This window comes from Roseovarius sp. YIN77, assembly GCF_057219155.1.
On sequence record NZ_JBXVVI010000001.1, the window covers coordinates 329821 to 352682 of the forward strand.

The 22862-nt window shown below is 54.7% G+C and carries 22 protein-coding genes and 1 tRNA gene; 11 read left to right on the forward strand and 12 right to left on the reverse strand.

Annotation, left to right across the window (positions count from 1 at the left end; all coding sequences use genetic code 11):
- Positions 1-7 precede the first annotated feature (7 nt).
- Together mfd and AC2D8P_RS01600 are read right to left on the reverse strand one after the other, a co-directional pair.
- Positions 8-3460: a transcription-repair coupling factor gene (mfd, locus tag AC2D8P_RS01595; RefSeq protein WP_484699862.1), complete on the reverse strand. Its 3453-nt coding sequence runs from the start codon at positions 3458-3460 to the stop codon at positions 8-10.
- Positions 3461-3472: 12 nt separating this feature from the next.
- A complete protein-coding gene (locus AC2D8P_RS01600; protein ID WP_484699863.1) occupies positions 3473-3883 on the reverse strand; it encodes a component of SufBCD complex in 411 nt (136 codons plus the stop codon).
- Between the two features lie 226 nt (positions 3884-4109).
- Between AC2D8P_RS01600 and hemB the strand changes: the two genes are divergently transcribed.
- Positions 4110-5108 (forward strand): porphobilinogen synthase, encoded by a 999-nt coding sequence (hemB, locus tag AC2D8P_RS01605; RefSeq protein ID WP_484699864.1) that lies wholly within the window; start codon positions 4110-4112, stop codon positions 5106-5108.
- A gap of 144 nt (positions 5109-5252) precedes the next feature.
- Positions 5253-5810 (forward strand): lipid-binding SYLF domain-containing protein, encoded by a 558-nt coding sequence (locus AC2D8P_RS01610; protein WP_484699866.1) that lies wholly within the window; start codon positions 5253-5255, stop codon positions 5808-5810.
- Positions 5811-5865: 55 nt separating this feature from the next.
- Here the strand turns inward: AC2D8P_RS01610 and AC2D8P_RS01615 are convergent, their stop codons facing one another.
- Entirely contained in the window at positions 5866-6738 is an 873-nt protein-coding gene (locus tag AC2D8P_RS01615; protein ID WP_484699867.1) for an NAD(P)-dependent oxidoreductase, read from the reverse strand.
- Positions 6739-6820: 82 nt separating this feature from the next.
- Here AC2D8P_RS01615 and AC2D8P_RS01620 point away from each other — a divergent pair, with 82 nt between their 5' ends.
- A complete protein-coding gene (locus AC2D8P_RS01620) occupies positions 6821-9289 on the forward strand; it encodes a penicillin acylase family protein (RefSeq protein WP_484699868.1) in 2469 nt (822 codons plus the stop codon).
- A gap of 4 nt (positions 9290-9293) precedes the next feature.
- Here the strand turns inward: AC2D8P_RS01620 and AC2D8P_RS01625 are convergent, their stop codons facing one another.
- The 3 genes from AC2D8P_RS01625 to AC2D8P_RS01635 form a co-directional block, all read right to left on the reverse strand.
- On the reverse strand, positions 9294-11111 hold the full coding sequence (locus AC2D8P_RS01625; RefSeq protein WP_484699870.1) for an ABC-F family ATP-binding cassette domain-containing protein: 1818 nt from the start codon (positions 11109-11111) through the stop codon (positions 9294-9296).
- 59 nt (positions 11112-11170) lie between these two features.
- Positions 11171-11926 carry a GNAT family N-acetyltransferase gene (locus AC2D8P_RS01630; RefSeq protein ID WP_484699872.1) on the reverse strand — a complete coding sequence of 252 codons (756 nt, stop codon included), beginning with the start codon at positions 11924-11926 and terminating at the stop codon, positions 11171-11173.
- Between the two features lie 108 nt (positions 11927-12034).
- Positions 12035-12493, reverse strand: coding sequence for an outer membrane protein assembly factor BamE (locus AC2D8P_RS01635; RefSeq protein ID WP_484699873.1), 459 nt, complete (start codon positions 12491-12493; stop codon positions 12035-12037).
- Positions 12494-12579: 86 nt separating this feature from the next.
- Between AC2D8P_RS01635 and AC2D8P_RS01640 the strand changes: the two genes are divergently transcribed.
- From AC2D8P_RS01640 to AC2D8P_RS01675, 8 genes are all read left to right on the forward strand, one after another.
- The gene (locus AC2D8P_RS01640) at positions 12580-13128 is read left to right on the forward strand and encodes a YceD family protein (RefSeq protein WP_484699875.1); all 549 of its coding nucleotides are present in this window, start codon (positions 12580-12582) and stop codon (positions 13126-13128) included.
- Between the two features lie 169 nt (positions 13129-13297).
- The gene (gene rpmF / locus AC2D8P_RS01645) at positions 13298-13507 is read left to right on the forward strand and encodes a 50S ribosomal protein L32 (protein ID WP_484699876.1); all 210 of its coding nucleotides are present in this window, start codon (positions 13298-13300) and stop codon (positions 13505-13507) included.
- A gap of 46 nt (positions 13508-13553) precedes the next feature.
- Positions 13554-14675 carry a phosphate acyltransferase PlsX gene (plsX, locus tag AC2D8P_RS01650; RefSeq protein ID WP_484699877.1) on the forward strand — a complete coding sequence of 374 codons (1122 nt, stop codon included), beginning with the start codon at positions 13554-13556 and terminating at the stop codon, positions 14673-14675.
- Positions 14672-15643, forward strand: a complete 972-nt coding sequence (locus tag AC2D8P_RS01655; protein ID WP_484699879.1) for a beta-ketoacyl-ACP synthase III — start codon at positions 14672-14674, stop codon at positions 15641-15643. Before plsX ends, AC2D8P_RS01655 begins: the two co-directional genes overlap by 4 nt.
- Positions 15644-15734: 91 nt before the next feature.
- Positions 15735-16037, forward strand: coding sequence for an integration host factor subunit alpha (ihfA, locus tag AC2D8P_RS01660; RefSeq protein ID WP_484699880.1), 303 nt, complete (start codon positions 15735-15737; stop codon positions 16035-16037).
- Positions 16038-16052: 15 nt separating this feature from the next.
- Entirely contained in the window at positions 16053-16676 is a 624-nt protein-coding gene (locus AC2D8P_RS01665) for a MerR family transcriptional regulator (protein ID WP_484699881.1), read from the forward strand.
- A 62-nt stretch (positions 16677-16738) separates the two neighbouring features.
- Positions 16739-16815: transfer RNA gene (locus AC2D8P_RS01670), tRNA-Pro, on the forward strand.
- Positions 16816-16875: 60 nt separating this feature from the next.
- Positions 16876-17970 carry a 2'-deoxycytidine 5'-triphosphate deaminase gene (locus tag AC2D8P_RS01675; RefSeq protein ID WP_484699883.1) on the forward strand — a complete coding sequence of 365 codons (1095 nt, stop codon included), beginning with the start codon at positions 16876-16878 and terminating at the stop codon, positions 17968-17970.
- Here the strand turns inward: AC2D8P_RS01675 and AC2D8P_RS01680 are convergent.
- The 6 genes from AC2D8P_RS01680 to AC2D8P_RS01705 form a co-directional block, all read right to left on the reverse strand.
- Entirely contained in the window at positions 17967-19160 is a 1194-nt protein-coding gene (locus tag AC2D8P_RS01680) for an MFS transporter (RefSeq protein WP_484699884.1), read from the reverse strand. The genes AC2D8P_RS01675 and AC2D8P_RS01680 overlap by 4 nt on opposite strands.
- A 100-nt stretch (positions 19161-19260) precedes the next feature.
- A complete protein-coding gene (locus AC2D8P_RS01685) occupies positions 19261-19395 on the reverse strand; it encodes a hypothetical protein (RefSeq protein WP_484699885.1) in 135 nt (44 codons plus the stop codon).
- A gap of 9 nt (positions 19396-19404) precedes the next feature.
- On the reverse strand, positions 19405-20064 hold the full coding sequence (gene scpB / locus AC2D8P_RS01690; protein ID WP_484699887.1) for an SMC-Scp complex subunit ScpB: 660 nt from the start codon (positions 20062-20064) through the stop codon (positions 19405-19407).
- A complete protein-coding gene (locus AC2D8P_RS01695) occupies positions 20054-20866 on the reverse strand; it encodes a segregation and condensation protein A (RefSeq protein WP_484699888.1) in 813 nt (270 codons plus the stop codon). Before AC2D8P_RS01695 ends, scpB begins: the two co-directional genes overlap by 11 nt.
- Entirely contained in the window at positions 20859-21869 is a 1011-nt protein-coding gene (locus AC2D8P_RS01700; RefSeq protein WP_484699889.1) for a glycoside hydrolase family 3 N-terminal domain-containing protein, read from the reverse strand. Before AC2D8P_RS01700 ends, AC2D8P_RS01695 begins: the two co-directional genes overlap by 8 nt.
- A complete protein-coding gene (locus AC2D8P_RS01705) occupies positions 21869-22798 on the reverse strand; it encodes an SPOR domain-containing protein (protein WP_484699891.1) in 930 nt (309 codons plus the stop codon). The genes AC2D8P_RS01700 and AC2D8P_RS01705 overlap by 1 nt, the downstream gene beginning before the upstream one ends.
- Positions 22799-22862 lie beyond the last annotated feature (64 nt).

Sequence of the window (22862 nt, forward strand, 5' to 3'; positions counted from 1 at the left end):
AGTATTACTATTTCTTCTGCACAGCTTTCTCTGCCAGATCGCGCGCGATGGCAAACGCACCCTTGATCTTGTCGCTGGCTTTTTTCCAATCGCGTCGCACGATGATTTTGTTATCGCGCACCTTGGCCAGTTCTCTTTGATCCTGAATGAATTCCACCAATCCCGCAGGATTTACGAACTTATCATTGTGAAACTGGATCGTAGCCCCCTTGGGCCCACCATCCAGTTTGGCAATTCCGGCCCGCTTGCACATGGCCTTGATCCGCACGACCAGCAGCAATGTATTCACTTCTTTCGGCAACTTTCCAAAACGATCGATCAGTTCGGCGGCAAAACCTTCTAGTTCAACTTTCGTCGTCAGGTTTGACAGGCGCCGGTAAAGCCCCAGTCGCACATCAAGATCGGGCACGTAATTTTCTGGGATCAGAACGGGCACGCCCAGATTGATTTGCGGGGACCATTGATCATCATCTGGCAATCCTTCCATTTCACCGGCGCGAATTTTGGCAACAGCCTCTTCCAACATTGTTTGGTAAAGCTCATAGCCAACTTCACGCATCTGGCCGGATTGCTCTTCTCCGATGATGTTGCCCGCACCTCGAATATCCAAATCTTGGCTGGCCAGCGTAAAGCCAGCCCCGAGCGTATCCAAACTTCCCAGAACACGCAGACGCTTTTCAGCATTTGGCGTCAGGGGCGTGCGCGGCTTTGTCGTCAGATAGGCATAGGCGCGGGTTTTTGATCGCCCTACCCTGCCCCGGATTTGATACAATTGCGCCAATCCGAACATATCGGCCCGGTGCACCACCATGGTGTTGGCAGTTGGGATATCCAGACCGGATTCGACAATCGTTGTCGCCAGCAACACATCATATTTGCCATCATAAAACGCGTTCATACGTTCATCCAGATCGCCCGCTGCCAGCTGACCGTGCGCTGTAACAAAGCTGATTTCAGGCACGTGGCTTTCCAGAAATTCCTCAATCTCTCGCAGATCTTTGATCCGGGGAACGACGTAAAAGCTCTGCCCGCCGCGATAATGTTCGCGCAACAGCGCCTCTCTGATCGTGACGGCGTCAAACTCCGAGATATAGGTACGGATCGACAGGCGATCGATCGGCGGGGTGCCGATGATGGACAGATCCCGCACACCCGACAGCGACAGCTGCAGCGTCCGCGGAATTGGCGTTGCTGTCAGGGTCAGAACATGAACGTTCGACCTTAGTTGCTTCAGGCGTTCTTTGTGCGACACGCCAAAATGTTGTTCTTCGTCGATGATCAATAGACCCAGCGATTTGAAGCGGATGTTTTTCGCCAAAACAGCATGGGTACCGATGACTATATCCACCGTTCCGTCTGCCAATCCTGCCCGTGTGGCTGACGCCTCTTTCTGGCCGACAAAACGCGACAGTTGTCGCACCTCGACCGGGAAGCCACGAAAGCGCTCGGCAAAGCTGTTGTAATGTTGGCGCGACAGCAAAGTCGTTGGCGCGACCACCGCCACCTGCACCCCGGACATAGCGGCGATAAAAGCCGCGCGCATTGCGACCTCTGTTTTGCCAAAGCCGACGTCACCGCAAATTAGGCGATCCATCGGCTGGCCAGAGGCAAGATCGCCCAAAACATCCTCGATCGCCGAAAGTTGATCGTCGGTTTCCTGATAAGGAAAGCGTGCAGAGAACGCCTCCCAGATGCCATCAGGGGGTTCCATGATCTGTCCCGATCTTAGGGCACGTTCAGCGGCAATTCGGATCAGCTTGTCAGCGATCTGACGAATGCGCTCCTTCAGCTTGGCCTTTTTCGCCTGCCAGGCCCCGCCGCCCAAACGATCCAGCAACCCTTCGTCATGTCCAAACTTGGTGAGCAGTTCGATGTTTTCCACGGGCAGGAACAGGCGATCACCGCCTGCATATTCCAGCGCGATACATTCGTGGGGGGCACCCATCGCTGAAACCGTTTCCAACCCTTTGAAGCGGCCAACACCATGATCGACATGCACGACCAGATCACCGGTCGATAGGCTCTGCGCCTCTGTCAGGAAGTTTTCTGCGCGGCGTTTGCGTTTGACCGGGCGGACCAGACGATCCCCCAGCACATCCTGTTCTGAAATCACTGTCAGGGCCGCATCGGTAAAACCGTGATCCAGCGGCCAAACTGCCAGATAAACACCCCCGGCAGCGTCAGGAACATCCCGATAATCGTCAATCAGATGCGTTGATTTCAAACCTTCATCCGTCAGCAAGCTATGCAGGCGTTCCCGCGCACCGTCGGAATAGCTGGCAATGATCACTGGCCCGTTTTTGTTTTGGCTTAAGATGTGATCCTTGAGCGCGCCAAACAGGCTGATGCTTTCTTGCTGCCGTTCCGGGGCAAAATTGCGCCCAATTCGACCACCGGCATCAATGACACCAAACCCGGTTGACTGCGGCAGGGTCGACAATTGGATAACGCGTTTGTCGGTAATCGCCGCTTCCCAAGCTTTGTCATTCAAATACAGCTGATCAGGCGGCACAGGTTTGTAGACTGTATCCAGTCGGTTTCGCGACTGCATTGCGACAGTGCGGGTTTCGTATTGATCGTCGATAGATGCCCACCGGGCCAAACGTTGCGGCGTGACCTGATCATCCAAGACGACCGTCGCATCCGGAAGATAATCGAACAGAGTTTCGAGATCTTCATGAAAAAATGGCAGCCAATGTTCGACGCCTTGTATCTTTCGGCCTGCACTGACGGCCTCATAGAGGGGATCATCACTTCCCGCCGCGCCAAAGGCGATACGATAGTTCTGCCGAAACCGGGTGATTGCAGGCTGATCCAGTATAACCTCTGACACAGGCGTCAGTTCAACATTGTCCAATTTTTCGGTTGTTCTTTGTGTGGCAGGGTCAAACCGTCGGGCGCCATCCAGAACATCGCCAAACAAATCCAACCGGATCGGGCTGTCATGGCCAGGTGGGAATACATCGATGATACCGCCGCGAATGGCAAAATCACCAGATTCCATCACAGTGGGAGTTTGCACATACCCCATCCGCACCAAGAAGGTACGCAGCTGATCTTCGTTAATGCGCTCGCCTACCCGCGCTGACCAGACCGCGCCTTTCAACACCGTTCGCGCAGGCAGTTTTTGCGTCGCGGCGTTCAGGGTCGTCAGATATAACGTCCGATCATCTTTTCCACGGGGCGTACGCCCGGCTATCTCTGACAAAAGCGACATGCGCTGGGCGGAGATATCTGGGTTGGGCGATACCCGGTCATAGGGCAAACAATCCCAACCGGGAAACTGACGCACCTGCAAATCGGGGTCAAAAAACCGCATCGCGGCAGCCATGGCCGCCATCCGCTTGTCATCCCGCGCGATATGCACAACAGGACCACCGGTTTTTTCCAGTTCTTTCAAGATAAATCGGGCATCAAATCCTTCGGGTACGCCTCCGGCGATTAATCGGGTTTGAGACATTTGAAATCCCTATCAGCCCAAAGCGCCAAGATTCAGGTTCTGATAGACGCCCCACATCGCGGTGGTAAAGACGGACACAACGCCGATTAACTGAGTCATGATGCGATGAAGCCTTAGCCGATTACACAGCGCTATTCCCTCTTTTGGGTGCGCTTCGAGTTCCAAGGCGGACCTCAAGCACAACAGACCGACGAGCAACATCGGAAACGCAAGCAAAAAAACGGCCTGCGCAAATTCCATTTCGTACACAAAACCCAAAATCACCAAGCTCGTGAGTGTGAAGAAACTCAACCCCATAATCCAAGGCCCGGACACCCGAACCATGAAAAGAAAACGATTGCAGTTTACGCGCGTCAGGGTTTCCAGATCTTCCATCGTCTGCCCACCATCGCGGCGTGCCCTGAGCACCAGATCATAAGGCACTCCCATCACCCAATGGCTAAGAGATGACCACATCACGGTAAGCGCAATCCAGTACCACAGGTTTGAGAATGATCGCATATCGATCGTCTCAAATACGATCAGTCGCCAGTCCAACCGCTTCTCCTCAAAAATTCAGCTTACTTAATTGCGCGTCTTTCACCGATATGCCAGCTTACGTAAAAGCGCAATCCGTGCAACGCATGCACATCGCGGAAAGAGGTCACAAATGCGCCCTACCCTTGGTAAATTCCCATTGTCGCGCCCGCGACGCTTGCGGCGCAAACCTGCCATTCGGGCGCTGGTGAGCGAACATACGTTGACCCCGTCCGATCTGATCTGGCCAGTATTTGTCTGTGATGGTGTGTCAGAACGGCAAACCGTTCCATCGATGCCCGGGGTTGAAAGGCTTTCTGTCGATCTTTTACCTGAACTGGCAAAGCATGCACAATCATTGGGAATCCCAGCGATTTGCCTGTTTCCGTATACAGATCCTGCGCTTAAAACCGAAACCTGCGAAGAGGCGTGGAATCCAGACAATCTGTCAAACCGTGCGACCCGCGCCATCAAAGACGCTGTGCCGGATATTCTGGTCATGACGGATATCGCGTTGGATCCATATAATGCACTGGGACATGACGGCATTGTCAGGGGTGGCGAGGTCGTGAATGACGAAACCGTCGACGCGCTGGTCAAACAGGCGTTGGCTCAGGCGCAGGCCGGTGCGGATATCCTTGGCCCCTCGGACATGATGGATGGGCGCATTCTGGCCATTCGGGAGGCATTAGAAAGCAACAATCACACCAATGTGTCGATCATGTCTTATGCCGCCAAATACGCCAGCGCCTTTTATGGACCGTTCCGCGATGCTGTTGGGGCCACTGGCGCATTGACGGGTGATAAATCCACCTATCAGATGGACCCGGCCAATTCGGATGAGGCGTTGCGCATGATCGCCCGCGATCTGTCAGAGGGCGCCGATATGGTAATGGTTAAACCCGGTATGCCCTATCTGGATATCTGCCGACGGGTGAAGGATGAATTTGGCGCCCCGACATTTGCCTATCAAGTCTCGGGCGAATACGCGATGATTCAGGCCGCCGCCGCAAATGGCTGGATCGACGGGAAAAAGGCCATGCTGGAAAGCCTGATTGCCTTCAAGCGTGCTGGCTGTGATGGGGTTCTAACCTATTTTGCCCCGGATGTTGCCACACTGCTCAATGGCTGATCACAAAATTTGCATTGAACTTGGATTTATGTTGCCGAGCGCGCCCTTGCTGGCGCAATTGGCATGACATTGGAAACGATATGTCGTAAACTCTGCGCAAAGATCCAAAGAGATCTGTAAGTCAGGCAAATAAGGTACAAAATTATGAGCAGTATTTCACGTCGCGGTATCCTCGTCAGTGCGGGTGCACTCACCATGTTATCAGCATGCGGAAACGGTGTTGGCAGTCTGGGTGGAGCAGAGATCGACGCCCGCGTCGCCGCAACCCTTTCCCATATGTATGAAAACTATCCCGGCACACGCGATCTGGCCAGCAAGGCCGCGGGTGTTCTGGTGATGCCGCTGATCACAGAGGCCGGATTTGGTCTGGGTGGGTCCTATGGCCGTGGCGCATTGCAAATCAATAATATCAGCGTTGATTATTATTCTGCAGCCTCTGCCAGTATCGGCCTGCAAATCGGCGCACAGCAATTCGCCCATGTTTTGTTTTTCATGACCGAAGAGGCAATGAATGATTTCCGGGCCAGCGCTGGTTGGGCCGCCGGCGGGGACATCGAATATGTTGCTATTGATCAGGGCGGTAACATCAGCGCCGATACGACAAACGTTTTGTCACCTGTGATTGCCGTCATCTTTGGTCAGGCGGGTCTGCATGTGGGCGCCACGCTTGAGGGCACCAAATACACCCGTATCATCCCGTAAATCGGAACAGGAATTCGAATGCGATGGGCGGCCAATTTGGCCGCCCTTTCTTTTCTTAATCCAAGGCACGCAACCTTTTGAACAGGCTGGATGTATCCCAACGCCCACCGCCCATTTTCTGCACGTCTTTATAAAACTGATCTACCAAAGCCGTAACAGGTAGGCTGGCCCCGTTTACATCGGCGGAAGACAGGCAAATACCCAAATCCTTGCGCATCCAATCCACGGCAAAGCCGTGTTCAAAATGATCGTCAATCATGGTTTCATAGCGGTTTGCCATCTGCCAGCTGCCAGCCGCACCCTGGCTGATCACCTCCACCACTGACCGGCCATCCAACCCGGCCTTCTCGGCAAAATGCAATGCCTCTGACAGGCCCTGAACCAGACCAGCAATAGCAATCTGATTGCACATTTTGGTCAGCTGTCCGGCGCCGCTTTCGCCGATTCTGCGGCAAATGCGGGCATAGGTGTTCATCACTGGCTCGGCTTGGGCGAACACATCTTCATCCCCGCCGCACATGATCGACAGAACAGCATTTTCGGCACCGGCCTGACCACCGGAAATCGGCGCATCAATAAACGACAACCCTTGCCCCTTGGCAATGTCGTACAGTTCCTTGGTGACGGCATCAGACACGGTGGTGTGATCCACAAGTATCGCACCGCTTTTCATACCGGCAAAGGCCCCATCCTCGCCAGTGCAGACAGAACGCAGATCATCATCATTACCGACACATGAAAAAACGATATCAGCCCCTTGTGCCGCCTCTTTGGGGGTGGAAGCCCACGCACCGCCATGTTGCGCCACCCAGTTTTCTGCCTTTGCCGAGGTGCGATTGTAAACAGTTACTGAATATCCGGCCTTTTGCAGATGCCCAGCCATCGGAAATCCCATAACGCCAAGGCCTAAAAATGCGAGTTTCTTCATCTGCTCCACCCATCCGATTGCGAATTTTTCTCAACACCCGTAATGAAGGTACGAAGATTTGGCGTCAACCACGGGGGTCCATGTGGCGCAGTTATTTCGTTGGTTAACCTGGTTATTTCTTGGCGCGATCCTGTTGGTGGGGCTCAGCGCTGGGCTTGTCTATTATCTCGCCTCCCGTTCGATCCCTGACTACGATCAGGATTATACGGTTTCAGGCATCGAAAGCGCCGTTGAAATCGTGCGCTCCAATACCGCCGTTCCGCATATCTTTGCGCAAAATGACGAAGATGCGTTTTTTGGTTTGGGCTTTGCCCATGCGCAGGATCGTTTGTGGCAGATGACAATGTTGCGCCGCACGGCACAGGGGCGCCAGTCCGAACTGTTTGGCCCGCGTACCATCAAGATCGACGAAACCCTACGCCGATTGGATTTATACACAACCGCCCGCCAATCCGTGGCCGCACAGGACGAAACCGCCATCCGATTTTTGAACGCCTATGCGGCTGGGGTGAATGCCTGGATCGATCAGGTGAACGAAGGGGCCAGAGGACGCGGCGCGCCTGAGTTATTTTTGTACGGTGGGCAGATAAACGCATGGCAGCCCGCAGATTCCATCGCCATCGTCAAATTGATGTCATTGCGATTAACGCCGCATCTGGAGGGCGAGATTTTGCGTGCCCGCCTGTCGCTTGCCCTGCCGCGTGAGCGGTTGGCAGATATCCTGCCCATGGCGCCGGGGTCTGGTGTGGCGGAACTGCCTGAATATGCCTCTATCGTTCCGGGAACCCGCCCAAGTTTTGCTGCAATACCCACTGACACGTCGCCATTGAACCCATTGAAAACATATGCATTCGCCGGGGCGTCAAATGTTTGGGCTGCAGGTGCAAAACGATCCACGACTTCGGGGGCTTTGCTGGCCAATGATCCGCATTTAGGCCTGACAGCCCCGTCGATTTGGTATCTCGCGCGTCTGCAGATGGGTGATCGGGGCATGATTGGTAGCACGATCCCAGGCTCGCCTTTGATATTGTCCGGGCGCAGCGACACAATGGCCTGGGGTTTGACGGCGTCATATCTGGACAATCTTGATCTTCATATCGAAGAGCTGGGGAGGGACAATCCGAATACCTACCGAACCCCGACCGGTTTCCGCGAATTCGAAACACGCGACTCGGTCATTCAGATCAAAGATGCAGAACCCATCAAGATTACCCTAAGATGGACGGAAAATGGCCCCGTCCTTCCCGCAGATCTTTATGGTTTGAACCAGATAACTCCTGGCGGGCACGTGATGACCATTTCATGGACCGCCCTGTCGCCAAACGACACCACCGTCAGCGCCGTTTTAAAACAGATGCGGTCAAACAGCATCAAGGAGTCAATTGCTGCTGGCGACGGTGTGATTGCGCCCTCGGTCAATGTGGTGTTTGTCGACAAGACCCGCATCGCGATGAAGACTTTGGGCGCATTTCCTCAGCGGTCTGCGCGACATCAAAGCCAGGGGCGCCTGCCAAGCCCCGGATGGCTGACGGAAAACCGCTGGAGCGGTCGGTTGCGATACAACAGCAACCCTGAATTTGTGGATCCCGTAGGTGGGATTCTCGGCAATACCAACAACAAAGTCATCCATCGGCCCTTTCCCTATCACATGAGTTTCAAATGGGGCGACACGCAACGTATTCAGCGCTGGCGACATTTGATGCAATCGCGGCAAGTCCATACACGTGATAGTTTTATCGAGGCGCAATTGGACACGATCAGCACCTCTGCGCGCACGCTTTTGCCTCTGATCGCCGCTGACCTGTGGTTCACTGGGGAATCTGCGCCGGGCGACACGCATGAAGGACGACGCCAACAAGCGCTCGCCATGCTGGCAGAATGGAATGGCGAAATGAACGAACATTTGCCGGAACCCCTGATTTATTCCGCCTGGATGCGCGCCTTGCAAAAACGCCTGATCCGCGATGATCTGGGCCCATTGTCCAACAGCATCACCCATGTCGAGCCGTTGTTCATTGAACGGGTCTTCCGCGACGTTGACGGGGCCTCTGCCTGGTGCGACGTCATCCAGTCAACCCCGGTAGAAACCTGTGCCACAATGGCCAGCCTATCGTTGGACGATGCGTTGCTGTGGATCGAGGAAACCTATGGCACAAGGTTAGAAGCACTGCGTTGGGGTGACGCGCATAATGCCGCCCATAATCACGAGGTTCTAGGCGAAATTCCCTTGCTCAGCTGGTTTGTAAACATCCGCCAATCGACCAGTGGTGGGGACAACACGCTGATGCGCGGGCAAACTGCTGCGACTGATCAGGATCCCTTTGTAAACATTCACGCGGCCGGGTATCGAGGTGTCTATGATATGGCAGACCCCGACAGCTCTGTTTTTATCATCGCCACCGGTCAATCGGGCCATCCGTTGTCGCGCTATTATGACGATCAATCGGAACTGTGGCGCCGGGGCGAATACATCCCGATGTCGCTTGACCCGGAACTGGCCCGTGCTGCCGCTGCGGGGATCAACGTTTTAACCCCGGCTGGGGCAGAATGAACGCTTAGCCGCTGCTTTGCAAAGCGGCAGCTTTTTCTTCCAGTTCCAGCCACTCTGTCTCTGCATCAGACAAGGCCGATTGCCGTTGTAGCAGAGCATCGCTGGCCTTGCTGAACTTCGCAGGTTCCCGCGCAAACAAATCCGGATCGCCCAACAGTGTTTCCAGTTTCTGGATCTCTATCTCTAATCTTTCGATGACCGAAGGCAATTGTTCCAGACGATGTTGATCTTTGAAACTTAGCTTTGTCGTTTGTTTCGCGGTCTGAGCCTTGGGTTTGCCCTGAACAGTTGGGGTTGGCCCAGGCGTTTCTGCTTTTGGTCTCTGGGCCTGATAATCGCTCCATCCGCCGGCATAGACCGTGGCGGCGCCCTGCCCCTCCATCGCGATGGTGGTGGCGACAGCGCGGTCCAGAAAATCACGATCATGGCTGACAAGGATTACGGTGCCGTCATATTCCCCCAACAGGTCCTGCAGCAGGTCTAGCGTTTCAACATCCAAATCATTTGTTGGTTCATCAAGAATCAACAGATTTGACGGCTTTGCCATCAACTTGGCCAACAGCAAACGCGCCTTTTCCCCACCTGACAGGGACCGGACCGGGGCGCGGGCCTGTTGATCGTCAAACAAAAATTCTTTCAAATACCCAACCACGTGTTTGGGTGTGCCGCGCACCATGATCTGATCGGCCTGACCGGAAACACGCATATCCGGGTCCCCTGTCAGGCTTTCCCACAAGCTCATATCCGGATCTAGTTTGGCGCGGTTTTGGTCGAAATAGGACAGATCAAGATTGGTTCCCAAACGGATGCTGCCCGCATCGGGTTCAAGCTCTCCGATCAGCATTTTTAGCAGTGTCGTCTTCCCAGACCCATTCGGCCCAACAATGCCAACCCGATCGCCCCTATTTATGCGGATGCTAAAGGGTTTCAGAATTGGTGTGTCGTTGAATGTTTTGCTGATCGAATTTGCCTCAACAACCAAACGCCCCGACTTTGGGGCCGCCTCCAACGCCATGGCCGCCGCACCCTGACGCTTTATCTGCTGTGCGCGTTCCTGCCGCATGTCCTGAAGCGCCCGCAAACGCCCCTGATTGCGTTTTCGCCGGGCACTGATGCCCTCAACCGCCCAACGCGCCTCTGCCTTGATCTTGCGATTTAACTTGTGACGCTGGTCATCTTCTTCCTGCCACATCTTGTCGCGCCAGGCTTCAAATTGGTCAAAACCACTTTCCTTGCGGCGCACCTGCCCGCGATCCACCCACAACATTGCGCGTGTCAGTGTGTTTAAAAACGCCCGGTCGTGGCTGATCAGGATAAAGCCGGATTTTGTATTTTTCAGCTGATCCTCTAACCATTGGATGGCTTCGATATCCAAATGGTTGGTGGGTTCGTCCAACAACATCAGTTCAGGTGCTTCGGCTAATAGCTTTGCCAAAGCAGCCCTGCGGCGTTCACCGCCTGAGGCAGTACTGACCGGCGTGTCAGGATTAAACTTCAACCCTTCGGCGGCTATGGCGACACGGTAATCTTCCCCCTCTGGCAGCTCACTTGAAGAAAATTCGCCAAGTGTCTGAAATCCGGACAAATCAGGATGTTGCTGCATATATCCGACAGTTACACCGGGCGAGAGAATCCTGTCCCCTTTGTCCGGTTCAACCAACCCTGCCATGATCTTCATCAGTGTCGATTTGCCGGACCCGTTACGCCCGACAAGGGCCACACGATCGCCGGGTTGCACAACGAAATCGAGGCCCGAGAAGATCGGGTCGCCCCCGAAAGTCAGCGAAATATTGGTGATTTGAAGCAAAGGAGTGCGTGCCATGAAACGCGGGCTACATCCCATTTTACCGCTGGTCAATCCTTAGCAGTAAACAGCCGGAATCATCCCTGCGTCGCGATACTGCGCAAAAGCCGTTTTCGGCTTGCAGAGATCGCCTTGACCTCCAACCCCGTAAAGACATGCAAGGTGTTCATCTTTGGATCCACCACCGCGTGGTTGCTGACCCACCCACCCATCAACAGATAGCTTTTCAAAAGCGGCGGCATAACCTTCATCGCCTGTTTCATATCCGGTTTTTTTCGTAAATGTTGGGCAAACCGGAACACTTTCGGGGCTTTCACCTTGGGCATCCAGTTTTTCGGCGCCAGATATCGATCCCTCAGCAGTGCGAAAGCATCCGTATAGGTTTCCGTACGCATTCCTTTGAAGGATGAACAGCCAAACAACAGGCTGGCTTTGACCTGATCGACATACAGGGTCGTCGCGGCCCAGGCGATACGCAAGATATCTGGATCATGGTGGTCCGGATCAATGCAGAACCGCCCCATTTCAACGACGGGGTCATCCATGTTTTTCAAATTGCCCAACTCGTAATACTGGGCCGAATAACATTGATCTATATTCCGACCATTTTCCAAGTGCATTAACCGAAAGCAGCAAACAATCTCTGCGCTTTCCGTGTGCTCTATCAAGATATGCTGACAAAGGCCGTCGTAGACATCCTGATCGAGCCCTATCTCGCCACCCTTAAATTCATCGGGGAAAAAGCACTTGAACCGCAGTTCCTGCGCTTGGCGCAAATCACTGGCGGTTTCCGCCAACCGCGCCACATACTGTCCTTTGTGAAGCAGAATCATTTCTGTGCTCCGCGCCGCCATAAGCCCAAACTCGAACGTAGAAGATATCTATGTCAGTCTGGTGACAGTTGAAGCCCGCCCACAACAAAACGCTGCGTCACATGATGATTAATTGCCAAACAGCTCGTCAGTATTAATGACACCAATATTGCCCAGAAGCTGACGCAAGAAGCCGATTCCTCGGATATTGCTGTCGGTGACGCGGCGCGACAATACGACGACCCGGCCATCCTCCAATCCGAAACGTTCGATATTTTCCACAACACCGTCGTCATCGAATCGAATGGCCACGACCTCTCGGTTCACTTCTTTGGGGGCTTTCCAGGCAAACCGACGCCATTCGCTTTCGACATAATACCAATCGCTTTCCTGCAAAATGCCGGTTGCTGTTGGCAGGCCGATCGTATCTTCCAGAGTTGTCTGGGTGTCCACGCCGACGATCACATTCTTCAGATCAGAGTCCAAAGGAACGTAGCCATGGGTTCTGACCGTTGCGGAACATGCCGTCAGGAATGCGGATAGCATAACAAAGGCAATGAATTTTCGGACGCTAGAATAGTTTAACATTGCACAGCCTCTTGCCACTCTCACCATTGCCTTCTAATCCGATTATAGAAGGATTGCTTTCGGTTCAAGGAAGGAACTGGCCACAAATGCCCGATCTCCCAATCTATTCATGCCCGTACCGGGTTGCGGATCTGCCCGGGCGAAAGGCCAAGCAGTTTCTGCTGGAACCTGACGATGCAACGCGGGAAGCGATTGCAGCGGACTTGGGCATTCCCGGGGTCAGAAAACTGCGATTTCAGGGGGCCTTATCCCCGGCTGGTAAATCTGATTGGCAGCTGACCGCCAATCTTGGGGCCACGGTTGTGCAAAATTGCGTGGTTACGCTTGAACCCGTCGTGACGCGTTTGGATACCAAGGTCGATCGCAAATTTGTTCGAACCCTGGGGGAGCCAACCGAAGAAGAAGTTGAGATGCCCGAAGACGACACCGTCGATCTTTTGCAGGAATTTATCGACGTCGGCCTCGTGATGTTTGAGGCTTTGGCCCTTGCCCTGCCCGACTATCCTCGGGCCGAAAATGTAACGCTGGAAAACCGTTATTTTACCGAACCTGACCAAGAGGCAATGACAGACGAAGACGCAAAACCATTTGCATCTTTGGCCGCGTTGCGCGACAAATTGGGAAAGGGTGAGTAATCCGTTACAATGGGCCAAGAAAGGGCTTGCACAGGGCTGGAATCTGAGTATTTTCCCGCCCTCGTTTACAGATACAATTCGCCTGCGGGATATCGTATATTTTTCGGCGGGTCGTCAAAGGAAATCAGGGGCTTAGCAAGATTGGCCCCTCGCAAATCGAGGTTGAGACATGGCTGTCCAGCAAAACAAAGTAACGAAGTCGCGCCGCAATCAGCGCCGTTCGCATGACGCACTCGTCGCCGGTAACCCGGCTGAATGCCCAAACTGTGGCGAGCTGAAACGCTCGCATCACGTTTGTGCATCCTGTGGTCATTACGACGACCGCGAGGTTGTTGCGCAGGCTGATGAAATCGATCTGGATGACGAAGACGCTGCATAAGCGTCTTCGGATCTCGGATTAATTCTCTGATCTGACAAAACCTGATATGGTAGCAGATACATCGCACGAGACTGAACACACACCCGCCGGGCGCGTAATCATCTCTGTCGATGCAATGGGTGGCGATCTCGGCCCCTCTGCTGTTGTCTCTGGCCTGGCAAAGTCCCAGGCCAAGAACCCGAATATCGGGTTCATTTTGCATGGCGACTCTGCGGTGTTAAATCCGCTGGTCAACAAACACCCCGGGCTTGCCGAAGTCTGTGACATTCGTCACGCGGATGATGTCGTGACAATGGACGCCAAGCCCAGCCATGTGATGCGCAAGGGCAAAGAAACCTCAATGTGGTCCGCCATCGATGCCGTGCGCAGTGGTGAGGCTACTGTGGCGGTTTCTTGCGGCAACACAGGTGCCCTGATGGCGGTGTCCATGATCCGTCTGCGCAAACTGCCCGGCGTCAACCGCCCTGCCATCGCATGTTTGTGGCCGTCACGAAATCCTGGCGGGTTCAACATCATGCTGGATGTGGGCGCCGATATCAAAGCCGATGCCAACGATCTGTTGCAATATTCCCTGATGGGCGCGTCTTATGCGCGAAACGGTTTGGAACTGTCACGCCCGCGCATTGGTCTGTTGAATGTCGGGACAGAGGAACACAAAGGCCGGTCAGAGCTGAAAGAAGCCAATGAGCTGATCCAAGACGCCGCAGATGGTGCCAATTTTGACTACGTTGGATTTGTCGAGGGCGGCGATATCCCCTCTGCCGGCGTCGATGTTATCGTCACCGATGGGTTTACGGGCAATGTGGCCCTGAAAACCGGCGAAGGTACCGCCAGACTGATCCGGGAATTTTTCCGGGGCGCCTTTTCTTATTCAATCCTGTCGCGCATGGGTGCTTTGTTTGCCTATTCATCTTTGCAGCGCCTGCGTGCGCGTATTGATCCACGCCAGGTCAATGGCGGCGTTTTCCTTGGATTGAACGGAACAGTTGTGAAATCTCATGGTTCCGCCGATGCGACCGGGGTGTCCGCCGCGATCAAACTGGCGTTTAAACTCGCAGAATCAGGATTTACCGAAAGACTTGCCGCCCGGGTTGCATCTGCAGTCACACCCAGACAAGATGGCATCAGCAGTGACGATAATGATAACAACAACGGTGAAACCGAATGACACTTCGCGCGGTGGTCAGAGGTATCGGGCACTATCTGCCTGAACGAGTGGTCCCAAACAGCGAGTTTGAAAAAACTCTGGATACGTCTGATGAGTGGATTCGTTCCCGTTCAGGGATAGAACGTCGCCATTTTGCAGCAGAGGACGAGACCACCTCTGACATGGGAACCAAGGCTGGGCTTGCAGCACTCACCGATGCGGGTCTGGAACCCTCGGACATTGATGCCGTTATTGTCGCGACATCAACACCGGATCTGACTTTCCCGTCGGCGGCGACAATGATCCAGGCCAAGATGGGGATCGAACAAGGTTTCGCCTACGATGTACAGGCCGTTTGCGCCGGTTTTGTTTTCGCACTCAGCACCGCAAATGGCATGATCCTGTCAGGACAAGCCAAACGCATTCTGGTGATTGGCGCCGAAACTTTTAGCCGGATTTTAAACTTTGAGGATCGCAGCACCTGCGTTCTCTTTGGCGACGGGGCTGGCGCGCTGATCCTTGAGGCGCAAGAAGGCGATGGAACCACTGCCGATCGCGGCATTCTGGCAAGCGACCTGAATTCCGATGGCCGCTACAAGGATATGCTTTACGTCAATGGCGGTGTGTCGAACAATTCCACAGGTCACATCGTTATGCAGGGCAATGCGCTCTTCCGGCAAGCTGTCGAAAAGCTCGCCTCGACCGCGGAAACCGCTTTGGAAAAAGTTGGACTCAGTGGCGATGATGTCGACTGGATTGTGCCACATCAGGCCAATATACGGATCATTCAGGGCACGGCCAAGAAAATGGGCGTGTCTATGGATCGGGTCGTCGTAACCGTTCAGGACCATGGCAATACTTCTGCCGCATCGATTCCCCTTGCCATGTCTGTGGGTAAGCAAAATGGCCAGATCAAGCAGGGTGATTTGGTGGTTGCAGAGGCAATTGGCGGCGGATTGGCGTGGGGTTCGGTGGTAATCCGCTGGTAATGCGGAATAAATGCCGCGTTGTAAGCCACTGTTGTTGACTCAGAAATTGCCCGCGCACTATTCTTTGTGAATAATCAACAGGGGACACGATATGTCATCAAAAACGCTGACGCGAATGGATTTGAGTGAAGCTGTCTTCCGCGAGGTTGGTCTGTCCCGAAACGATTCCTCGCAGCTTGTGGAAAGTGTTCTGAATCATATGTCAGATGCGCTCGCCGGTGGAGACTCCGTCAAAATTTCGTCTTTCGGAACATTCAGTATCCGGGACAAAAACGCGCGTGTTGGCCGCAACCCGAAAACCGGCGAAGAGGTTCCAATTCACCCTCGTCGCGTTATGACGTTCCGACCATCACATCTGATGAAGGAACGCGTTGCTGCAGGCAATCGCAAGTAAGGGGTAGGTCTGGGCATGGCAAAATCGCCCGACGCCTTCAGAACCATACGTGAAGTATCAGAGTGGCTGGAAACACCTGCCCATGTGTTGCGATTCTGGGAAAGTAAGTTCAGCCAGATCCGCCCAGTAAAACGCGCAGGCGGTCGTCGCTACTATCGTCCCAACGACATGTTGTTGCTGGGGGGAATCAAACGTCTGCTGCACGAAGATGGTCACACGATCAAACGGGTACAGCGGATGCTGGGAACAGACGGTATCAAAGCCGTCTCTGCCTTGTCACAGCCACTGTCAGACCATCACGATGACGATCAAGGTCAGTCCGCCGCAGCGCCCGATGTCAGTTTTATTTCCACCCGAACGGAAAGCCGTCCTGCCGCCGCCCCTGATTTGACGCAGGTTGAAGATGCGGAAATCGTTGATCTGGCGCCATCTGACACGCCAGAACCCACAGTGGCAGAGGCAGACATCCCCGCCGATCCGGCAGATAAGGCGTTTGACTCGCTGCCCCAGCCCATAACGTCCGCCATCCTTGCCGGTCGGCTAAACCTAGATCATGGTGACAACCGCGCCAAGATTGCCGGTATTGTGGATCGACTTATCGCCTTGCGTAACCGCCAGGACCAAAACCGACTTCTGTAACGGATAAAGATGCGCTTTCCCGCTTGCCTCGGCGATGAAAATCTCTATGTAGAAACCCGTGTCGGGCTATGGCGCAGCCTGGTAGCGCGTCCGTCTGGGGGACGGAAGGTCGCAGGTTCGAGTCCTGCTAGCCCGACCAGAAACAAAACCGCTCGCGTCGATGGGACGTTGGGCGGTTTGTTGTATCAGGAGTAGCCGAATGAGCCCTGCCGGAATTGGCGTTTTGCCCAGCCAGACATTGACACAGATGATCGCCGACGGGGCATTGACGGCTGAACCGGATATCCTGGACGCACAGATTCAGCCCGCCTCTTTGGATTTGCGCCTTGGGACAACGGCCTATCGGGTTCGCGCATCCTTTCTTGCCGGAGAAGGTCGCAAGGTCACTGATCGGCTCGACGAATTTGAAATGCATCGCATCGACATATCAAACGGGGCGGTGCTGGAAAAAGGTTGTGTTTATGTGGTTCCCTTGATGGAATCTTTAAACCTTCCCAATGATATACAGGCCATTGCGAATGCAAAGAGCTCCACAGGCCGTCTGGATCTTTTGACCCGCGTCATCACCGATAGCGGCACAGAGTTTGATCGCATCCCGGCCGGCTACTCCGGCCCGCTTTACGCAGAAATTTGTCCTCGTTCCTTCTCCGCTCTGGTCCGCCCGGGCATGCGTCTGAACCAAATTCGGTTCCGTGCGGGTCAGGCGGTGCTGTCAGATCAGGAACTCATCGACCGGCATGCCACCGATACGCTGGTGGATGGTGAAGCGGTGATCGATCGAGGCCTTGGATTTTCCGTTGATCTGAAACCTGCCAACGGCACATTGGTCGGGTATCGCGCCAAACCGCATACTGGCGTGATCGATCTGGATAACATCGGTCACTACGACCCTGCCGAATATTGGGAAGAACTGCATTCAGACGATGGCAGGTTGATCCTGGATCCCGGTGCGTTTTACATCCTCGTTAGCCGCGAAGCCGTGCACATCCCCCCGGATTGTGCCGCCGAAATGGCCCCCTATCTGGCCATGGTTGGGGAATTTCGTGTTCATTATGCCGGCTTCTTTGATCCGGGCTTTGGCCATGCCCCCGCTGGCGGTGCAGGTGCGCGTGGCGTGTTAGAGGTGCGCTGCCACGAAGCCCCATTTGTGTTGGAACATGGTCAAATTGTCGGGCGTCTGGTTTATGAACGCATGGCAGAGGTGCCGAAACAGCTCTACGGCGTTGATATCGCTTCAAACTATCAGGGTCAGGGGCTGAAGCTGAGTAAGCATTTCAAGATGCCACGGCCCTAGCTCGCAAAGCGTTTGGCAGAGTAATGCTTTGCCGCCCATAAAACCAACGACCCCACGATCATCACACCGCCCCAAAGGGTGAAGTAATTTGCCGTTCTGGGTAGAGAGATCAGCGTTGGTGAAAAACACATCACCATGGCTGACAGGCTGAATACCACTTCGACATAAACTTTTGTTCGCCCTACCCGTTCCGGGCCGCTGGCCTGCAGGATTCGGCTATCGATCATGATTCTGCACATCCAGACGGTCCAGCCCATCGCCCCGTGCAAAAGCGCGAGCATTGGCACCGAGGTAAACAGCGCAAAACAGATGGTCATAACCCCCGCCAAGGTCGAAAACAGATACTCCATGTTATTCGCAGACAGCGCCCGCAAGCTAAGGCTTAACATCGCCGCTGCCGCCATTCCGCCGATTGCCCAGGCCGAATCCACGACCCCAAAGGCACTACTGCCCAGATTCAGATCGTCGCGAATGAACGATGCCAGCAAAGTGTTGATCAACTGCCCAACCGGTAGGCTGACAGCCGCCAACAACGTGACCATCCGCACAGCCGGGTCAGTCCTGAAAATCTCAAATCCTTCTGCAAAGTCACGTATAAACCCGGATATGCCTGGTGTGTTTTCCTTCTGGACCACACCTTTCACAAGGATCATCGGCAGGATCAGCAACACGGACGCCACGCCAGAGGTCACAAACCCCGCGCTTGGTGACACCCACTCGATAACGGCTCCTGCCCCGGCCATACCCGCCGCTGTGAACAGCAAGTGGACCATCCGAAATCGGGCGAGCGAGTTGACAAGGGCATCCTCGGCCACGTTTGTTTTGATCAATCCATCATGGGCCACGTGATGCAGTAATCGCAACGAGGTTACCCCAAATGCGGTTAAAAACAGCCAAAACAGGGCCGGATCAGGCGTCTGCAGCCAAACCCCACCCATCGCAAACAGGATCAGGGCGATGGCTATATGGGCGGCAATGATTACATGTTTTCGGTTCTGGCGGTCGACCAACACCCCGATCACCGGACCGACAAAGATGTTGGTCAGCATGGCAACGATAACCATCTGGCCAACACGACCCACATCGTTGCTGATCAGCAGAGTCGTCCAACCGATGCAAGCAAGGTAAGAGCCACGGGCAAACCCGGCAAAAACCTCCATCACGTACAAGGTGCCCAGATTGCTACGCATAAATTACCGACCTGAAATCTTCGTTTGAAATACAGGCCTGACGCTATGGCGAAGCGTTACATGGGTCCAATCACTTCTGATTTCAGCCGCAGGTGAACCGTTACCCGTTGCTTTCATCCTTTGATCGCTTCGTCGTCTTGCGATTGGCCAGGTCAAAGCCTTTGCTGACGCCTTTGCGCACCAATTGGCGCGTGATCTGGCGGATGATCATGTTGATAATTTGATTCATATTCATCACTGCGTCCTATTCCTCAAACATTTCGCTTTGCCCTAATGGGTCTGGTTCGCCCTCTGCATCCTCGTCCTCTGGTCCAGGCATCAATCCGGGTGGCGGGCGGCTGTCCAGCAAGCCAGCGGAACGCAATTCCTTAAGGCCCGGCAAGTCACGCGCGCTTTCCAATCCGAAGTGATCCAGAAACTCCTGTGTCACAACAAATGTCACCGGGCGGCCCGGTGTCATCCGGCGACGACCAAATCTGATCCATTCCATTTCCAGCAACTGATCGATCGTACCACGGCTGACACTGACCCCCCTGATTTCCTCGATCTCGGCCCGAGTCACCGGCTGGTGATAGGCGATGATGGCCAAGGTTTCGATCGCGGCACGCGACAGTTTGCGGGTTTCCACGGTTTCCTTTTGCATCAGAAACCCCAGATCGGGGGCCGTACGCATCGCCCAGGCATCACCCACCTTCATCAGCGTGACGCCGCGCCCCTCATACCGTTTGCGCAGATGAACCAATGCCTCCGATGCGTCACAGCCATGTGGCAGCCTGCTTTCCAACTCCCTGATTGTCACAGGTTCTGAACTGGCAAACAGGATCGCCTCGACCATACGCTCTTGTTCGGCCATGGGCGGCGCCTCAAACAGGCTTTCTTTTACGACTGTGTCTTCATCCATCATCAGATGCTTTCTGTTTCAACTGAATCGGCGCAAAAATCTCTGACTGCCGGATTTCGATGTGACCCTCTTTGACGAGTTGCAATGAGGCCGCGAAATTCGACGCGGTGGCAGAGCGCCGTCGTTGCGGGTCCACTTCCCACCCTTCGGGCATATAGCTGGTCAGTTCCGTCCACTGACCTGCATAACCGATTAAGCCACGCATCCGTTCCAGCGCCTGTTCCATGGTGTAAACCGAGTCTCGATCCATGGAGAATGGGCGAAACTCGTCTCTGGTGCGGATACGGGCGTAGCCCTGCATCAGATCCAGCAACGTTGCCTTATATGTAATTTTGCGCCGCAAGGTGACATTTTCGGGAACGCCACGGGCAAAGAAATCACGCCCCAACTGATCGCGGGCCATCAGCTTTGCTGCAGAATCGCGCATCGCTTGCAGGCGTTCCAATTGAAACGCCAGATGGGCAGCCAGTTCTTCTCCAGAGGGTCCCTCTTCACTCGGATCGGGCGGTAGCAGAAGCCGAGATTTCAAAAAAGCAAGCCAAGCGGCCATAACCAGATAATCCGCGGCGAGTTCAATCCGCAGCGCCTTGGCCTTTTCAACAAAGGAAAGATATTGCCGGGCCAGTTCCAGAATAGAGATTTTACGCAGGTCGACCTTTTGCGTGCGTGACAGCATCAGCAGCAGGTCTAGTGGGCCCTCAAACCCGTCCACGTCAACGATTAGCGATTCAGACGCAACCCGGGCAGCGACCCGGGCTTTGGCCGTTTCATCGTCTTCTTTGAACAGGTCTTCGACTTTAGCCATTCACACTATCCCGCATCAATGCCTGAAACTCCGCTTCCAGCGCGTCGATGTCAACGGTATCGGGTGATTTGCGATGGGTCAGCGCCTTATCTGCTCTGTGCAACGCAGCACCATCCAGATGCCCCGCCTCATCGGCGACGTCTTCCATCTGGGACAGCTCTCCATTGCAGTGAAGAATGATGTCAATCCCAGCGTCCAGCGCATTACGCGTTCGGTCCCGCACAGTCCCTGACAGGGCTTGCATGGACAGGTCATCTGTCATCAACACCCCACCAAATCCGATCTCATCACGGATCAGGTCGACCATACGGGCGGAGGTCGTTGCAGGTCCGGTTTCCCCCAGCCCCTCAAACACGATATGTGCGGACATCCCCAATGGCAGATCTTTGACCCCTGAAAAACAGGCAAAATCTGTGTCCCACAGGGTATTTTCCGCCACATCCACCCGGGGCAGTTCCTGATGGCTGTCCAATGTTGCGCGACCATGGCCGGGCATATGTTTCACAACCGGCAAAACACCCCCATCCAACAGCCCCTGCGCAACCTCGCGCGCAATGCTGACAACAGTTTGCGGGTCTTCGGCGTAGCAGCGGTTGCGAAGAATTGGATGTGTTTCTGCGGTGGCCAAATCGGCGCATGGGGCACAGTTGCAATCGATGCCAACCTTGCGCAACTCATCCGCGATAATGCGATAGCGCAAATACATGCTCCGCCCAGCCTTATCGCCCATGCGCGCCACCTGATCCAATGGCGGCAGCCATTCCCGCCAATGGGGCGCCCGCATGCGTGCCACACGCCCCCCCTCCTGATCAATCAGGAGGGGCGCGTCATAGCCCACAGCGTCCCGCAGATCAGAGGTCAGCCGCACCACCTGTTCCGGCGTGTCGATATTGCGGGCGAACAGGATAAATCCCCACGGGCGGGCATTCTGGAAAAAAACGGATTCGTCTGTTGTCAGTTCAAGACCGGAACACCCGAATATCGTCCGCCCCGTCCCGGTCATCAACGCACGACGACAGGAATACAGGCGGCCTCTTTCGCCAACAGGACCGAACAGAAGCGGCGTGCATCCGACAGGTCGGTAAATCCAACGGCGCGCAAGCGATAAAACACCCGGCCACCGCTTTCGGCACGCTGAACAACACGGGTTTTATCCGCGAAGTATTCAGAAAAACTTGTTTGCAGACGTTCCCATTCCGACCGTGCAATCTCTGCTGAATCAAATGCGCCCAATTGAACGAGCCGCGTGCCCACGGCAATGTTGGCGGCATCAATCTCTGCGATATGTTGCGGGTCCAGCGATGCGACCTGTCTGTTTGCCTGCTGCAGCAATTCCGCGGCTGGACGCGGGGTTGGGCGCAAGGACACTGCCACACCCGGAACAGAGGCTGGTACGATTTGCGGGTCAGCCCTGCGATCTGTGGCCTCCACCGTTGTTGATTGCGAAACGTTCAGCACAACTTGTTGGACAAGGGCGTCAATATCGCTTTCACTCTCTGTCACCGCAGCCAACGCGGAGTTTGGTGAAACTGCTGGCGCGGCCTCTTCCACTATTTGCGGTGCGGGTTGCGGCGTTGCCACCACATCCGCAACCGGTTCATCAGTGTCAAACAGCGCAATCGGTTCTGGCGCCAGGATCAGGCGTTCGGCGGCGGGTTCTGCGGCACCTGCGGCCTGCACCTGATTCACCGCCAACCCCTGATGCAGGGCCAACTGACCACCGGGATCATCGGGTTGAATACGCATTGGTCCTTCGATCGCGCGCACCACCGGCACCCCGGCCACATCGCGCACCGTCAGTTTGTAGCCCCAGATGGCCAGCCCCGCGATCAATCCGACCGACAAGGCCGCCCCGGCCCAATTCAATACCGGAACGCTGCCGCCCCGATCAGGGGATGCGCCATGAAATTCATCAAATTCGATATCCGCCATACCTGCCTCACTGCCCGTCCGGTTTATCGGATCGGTTGTCTTGCCTGCCTCATTTCGACCGGTT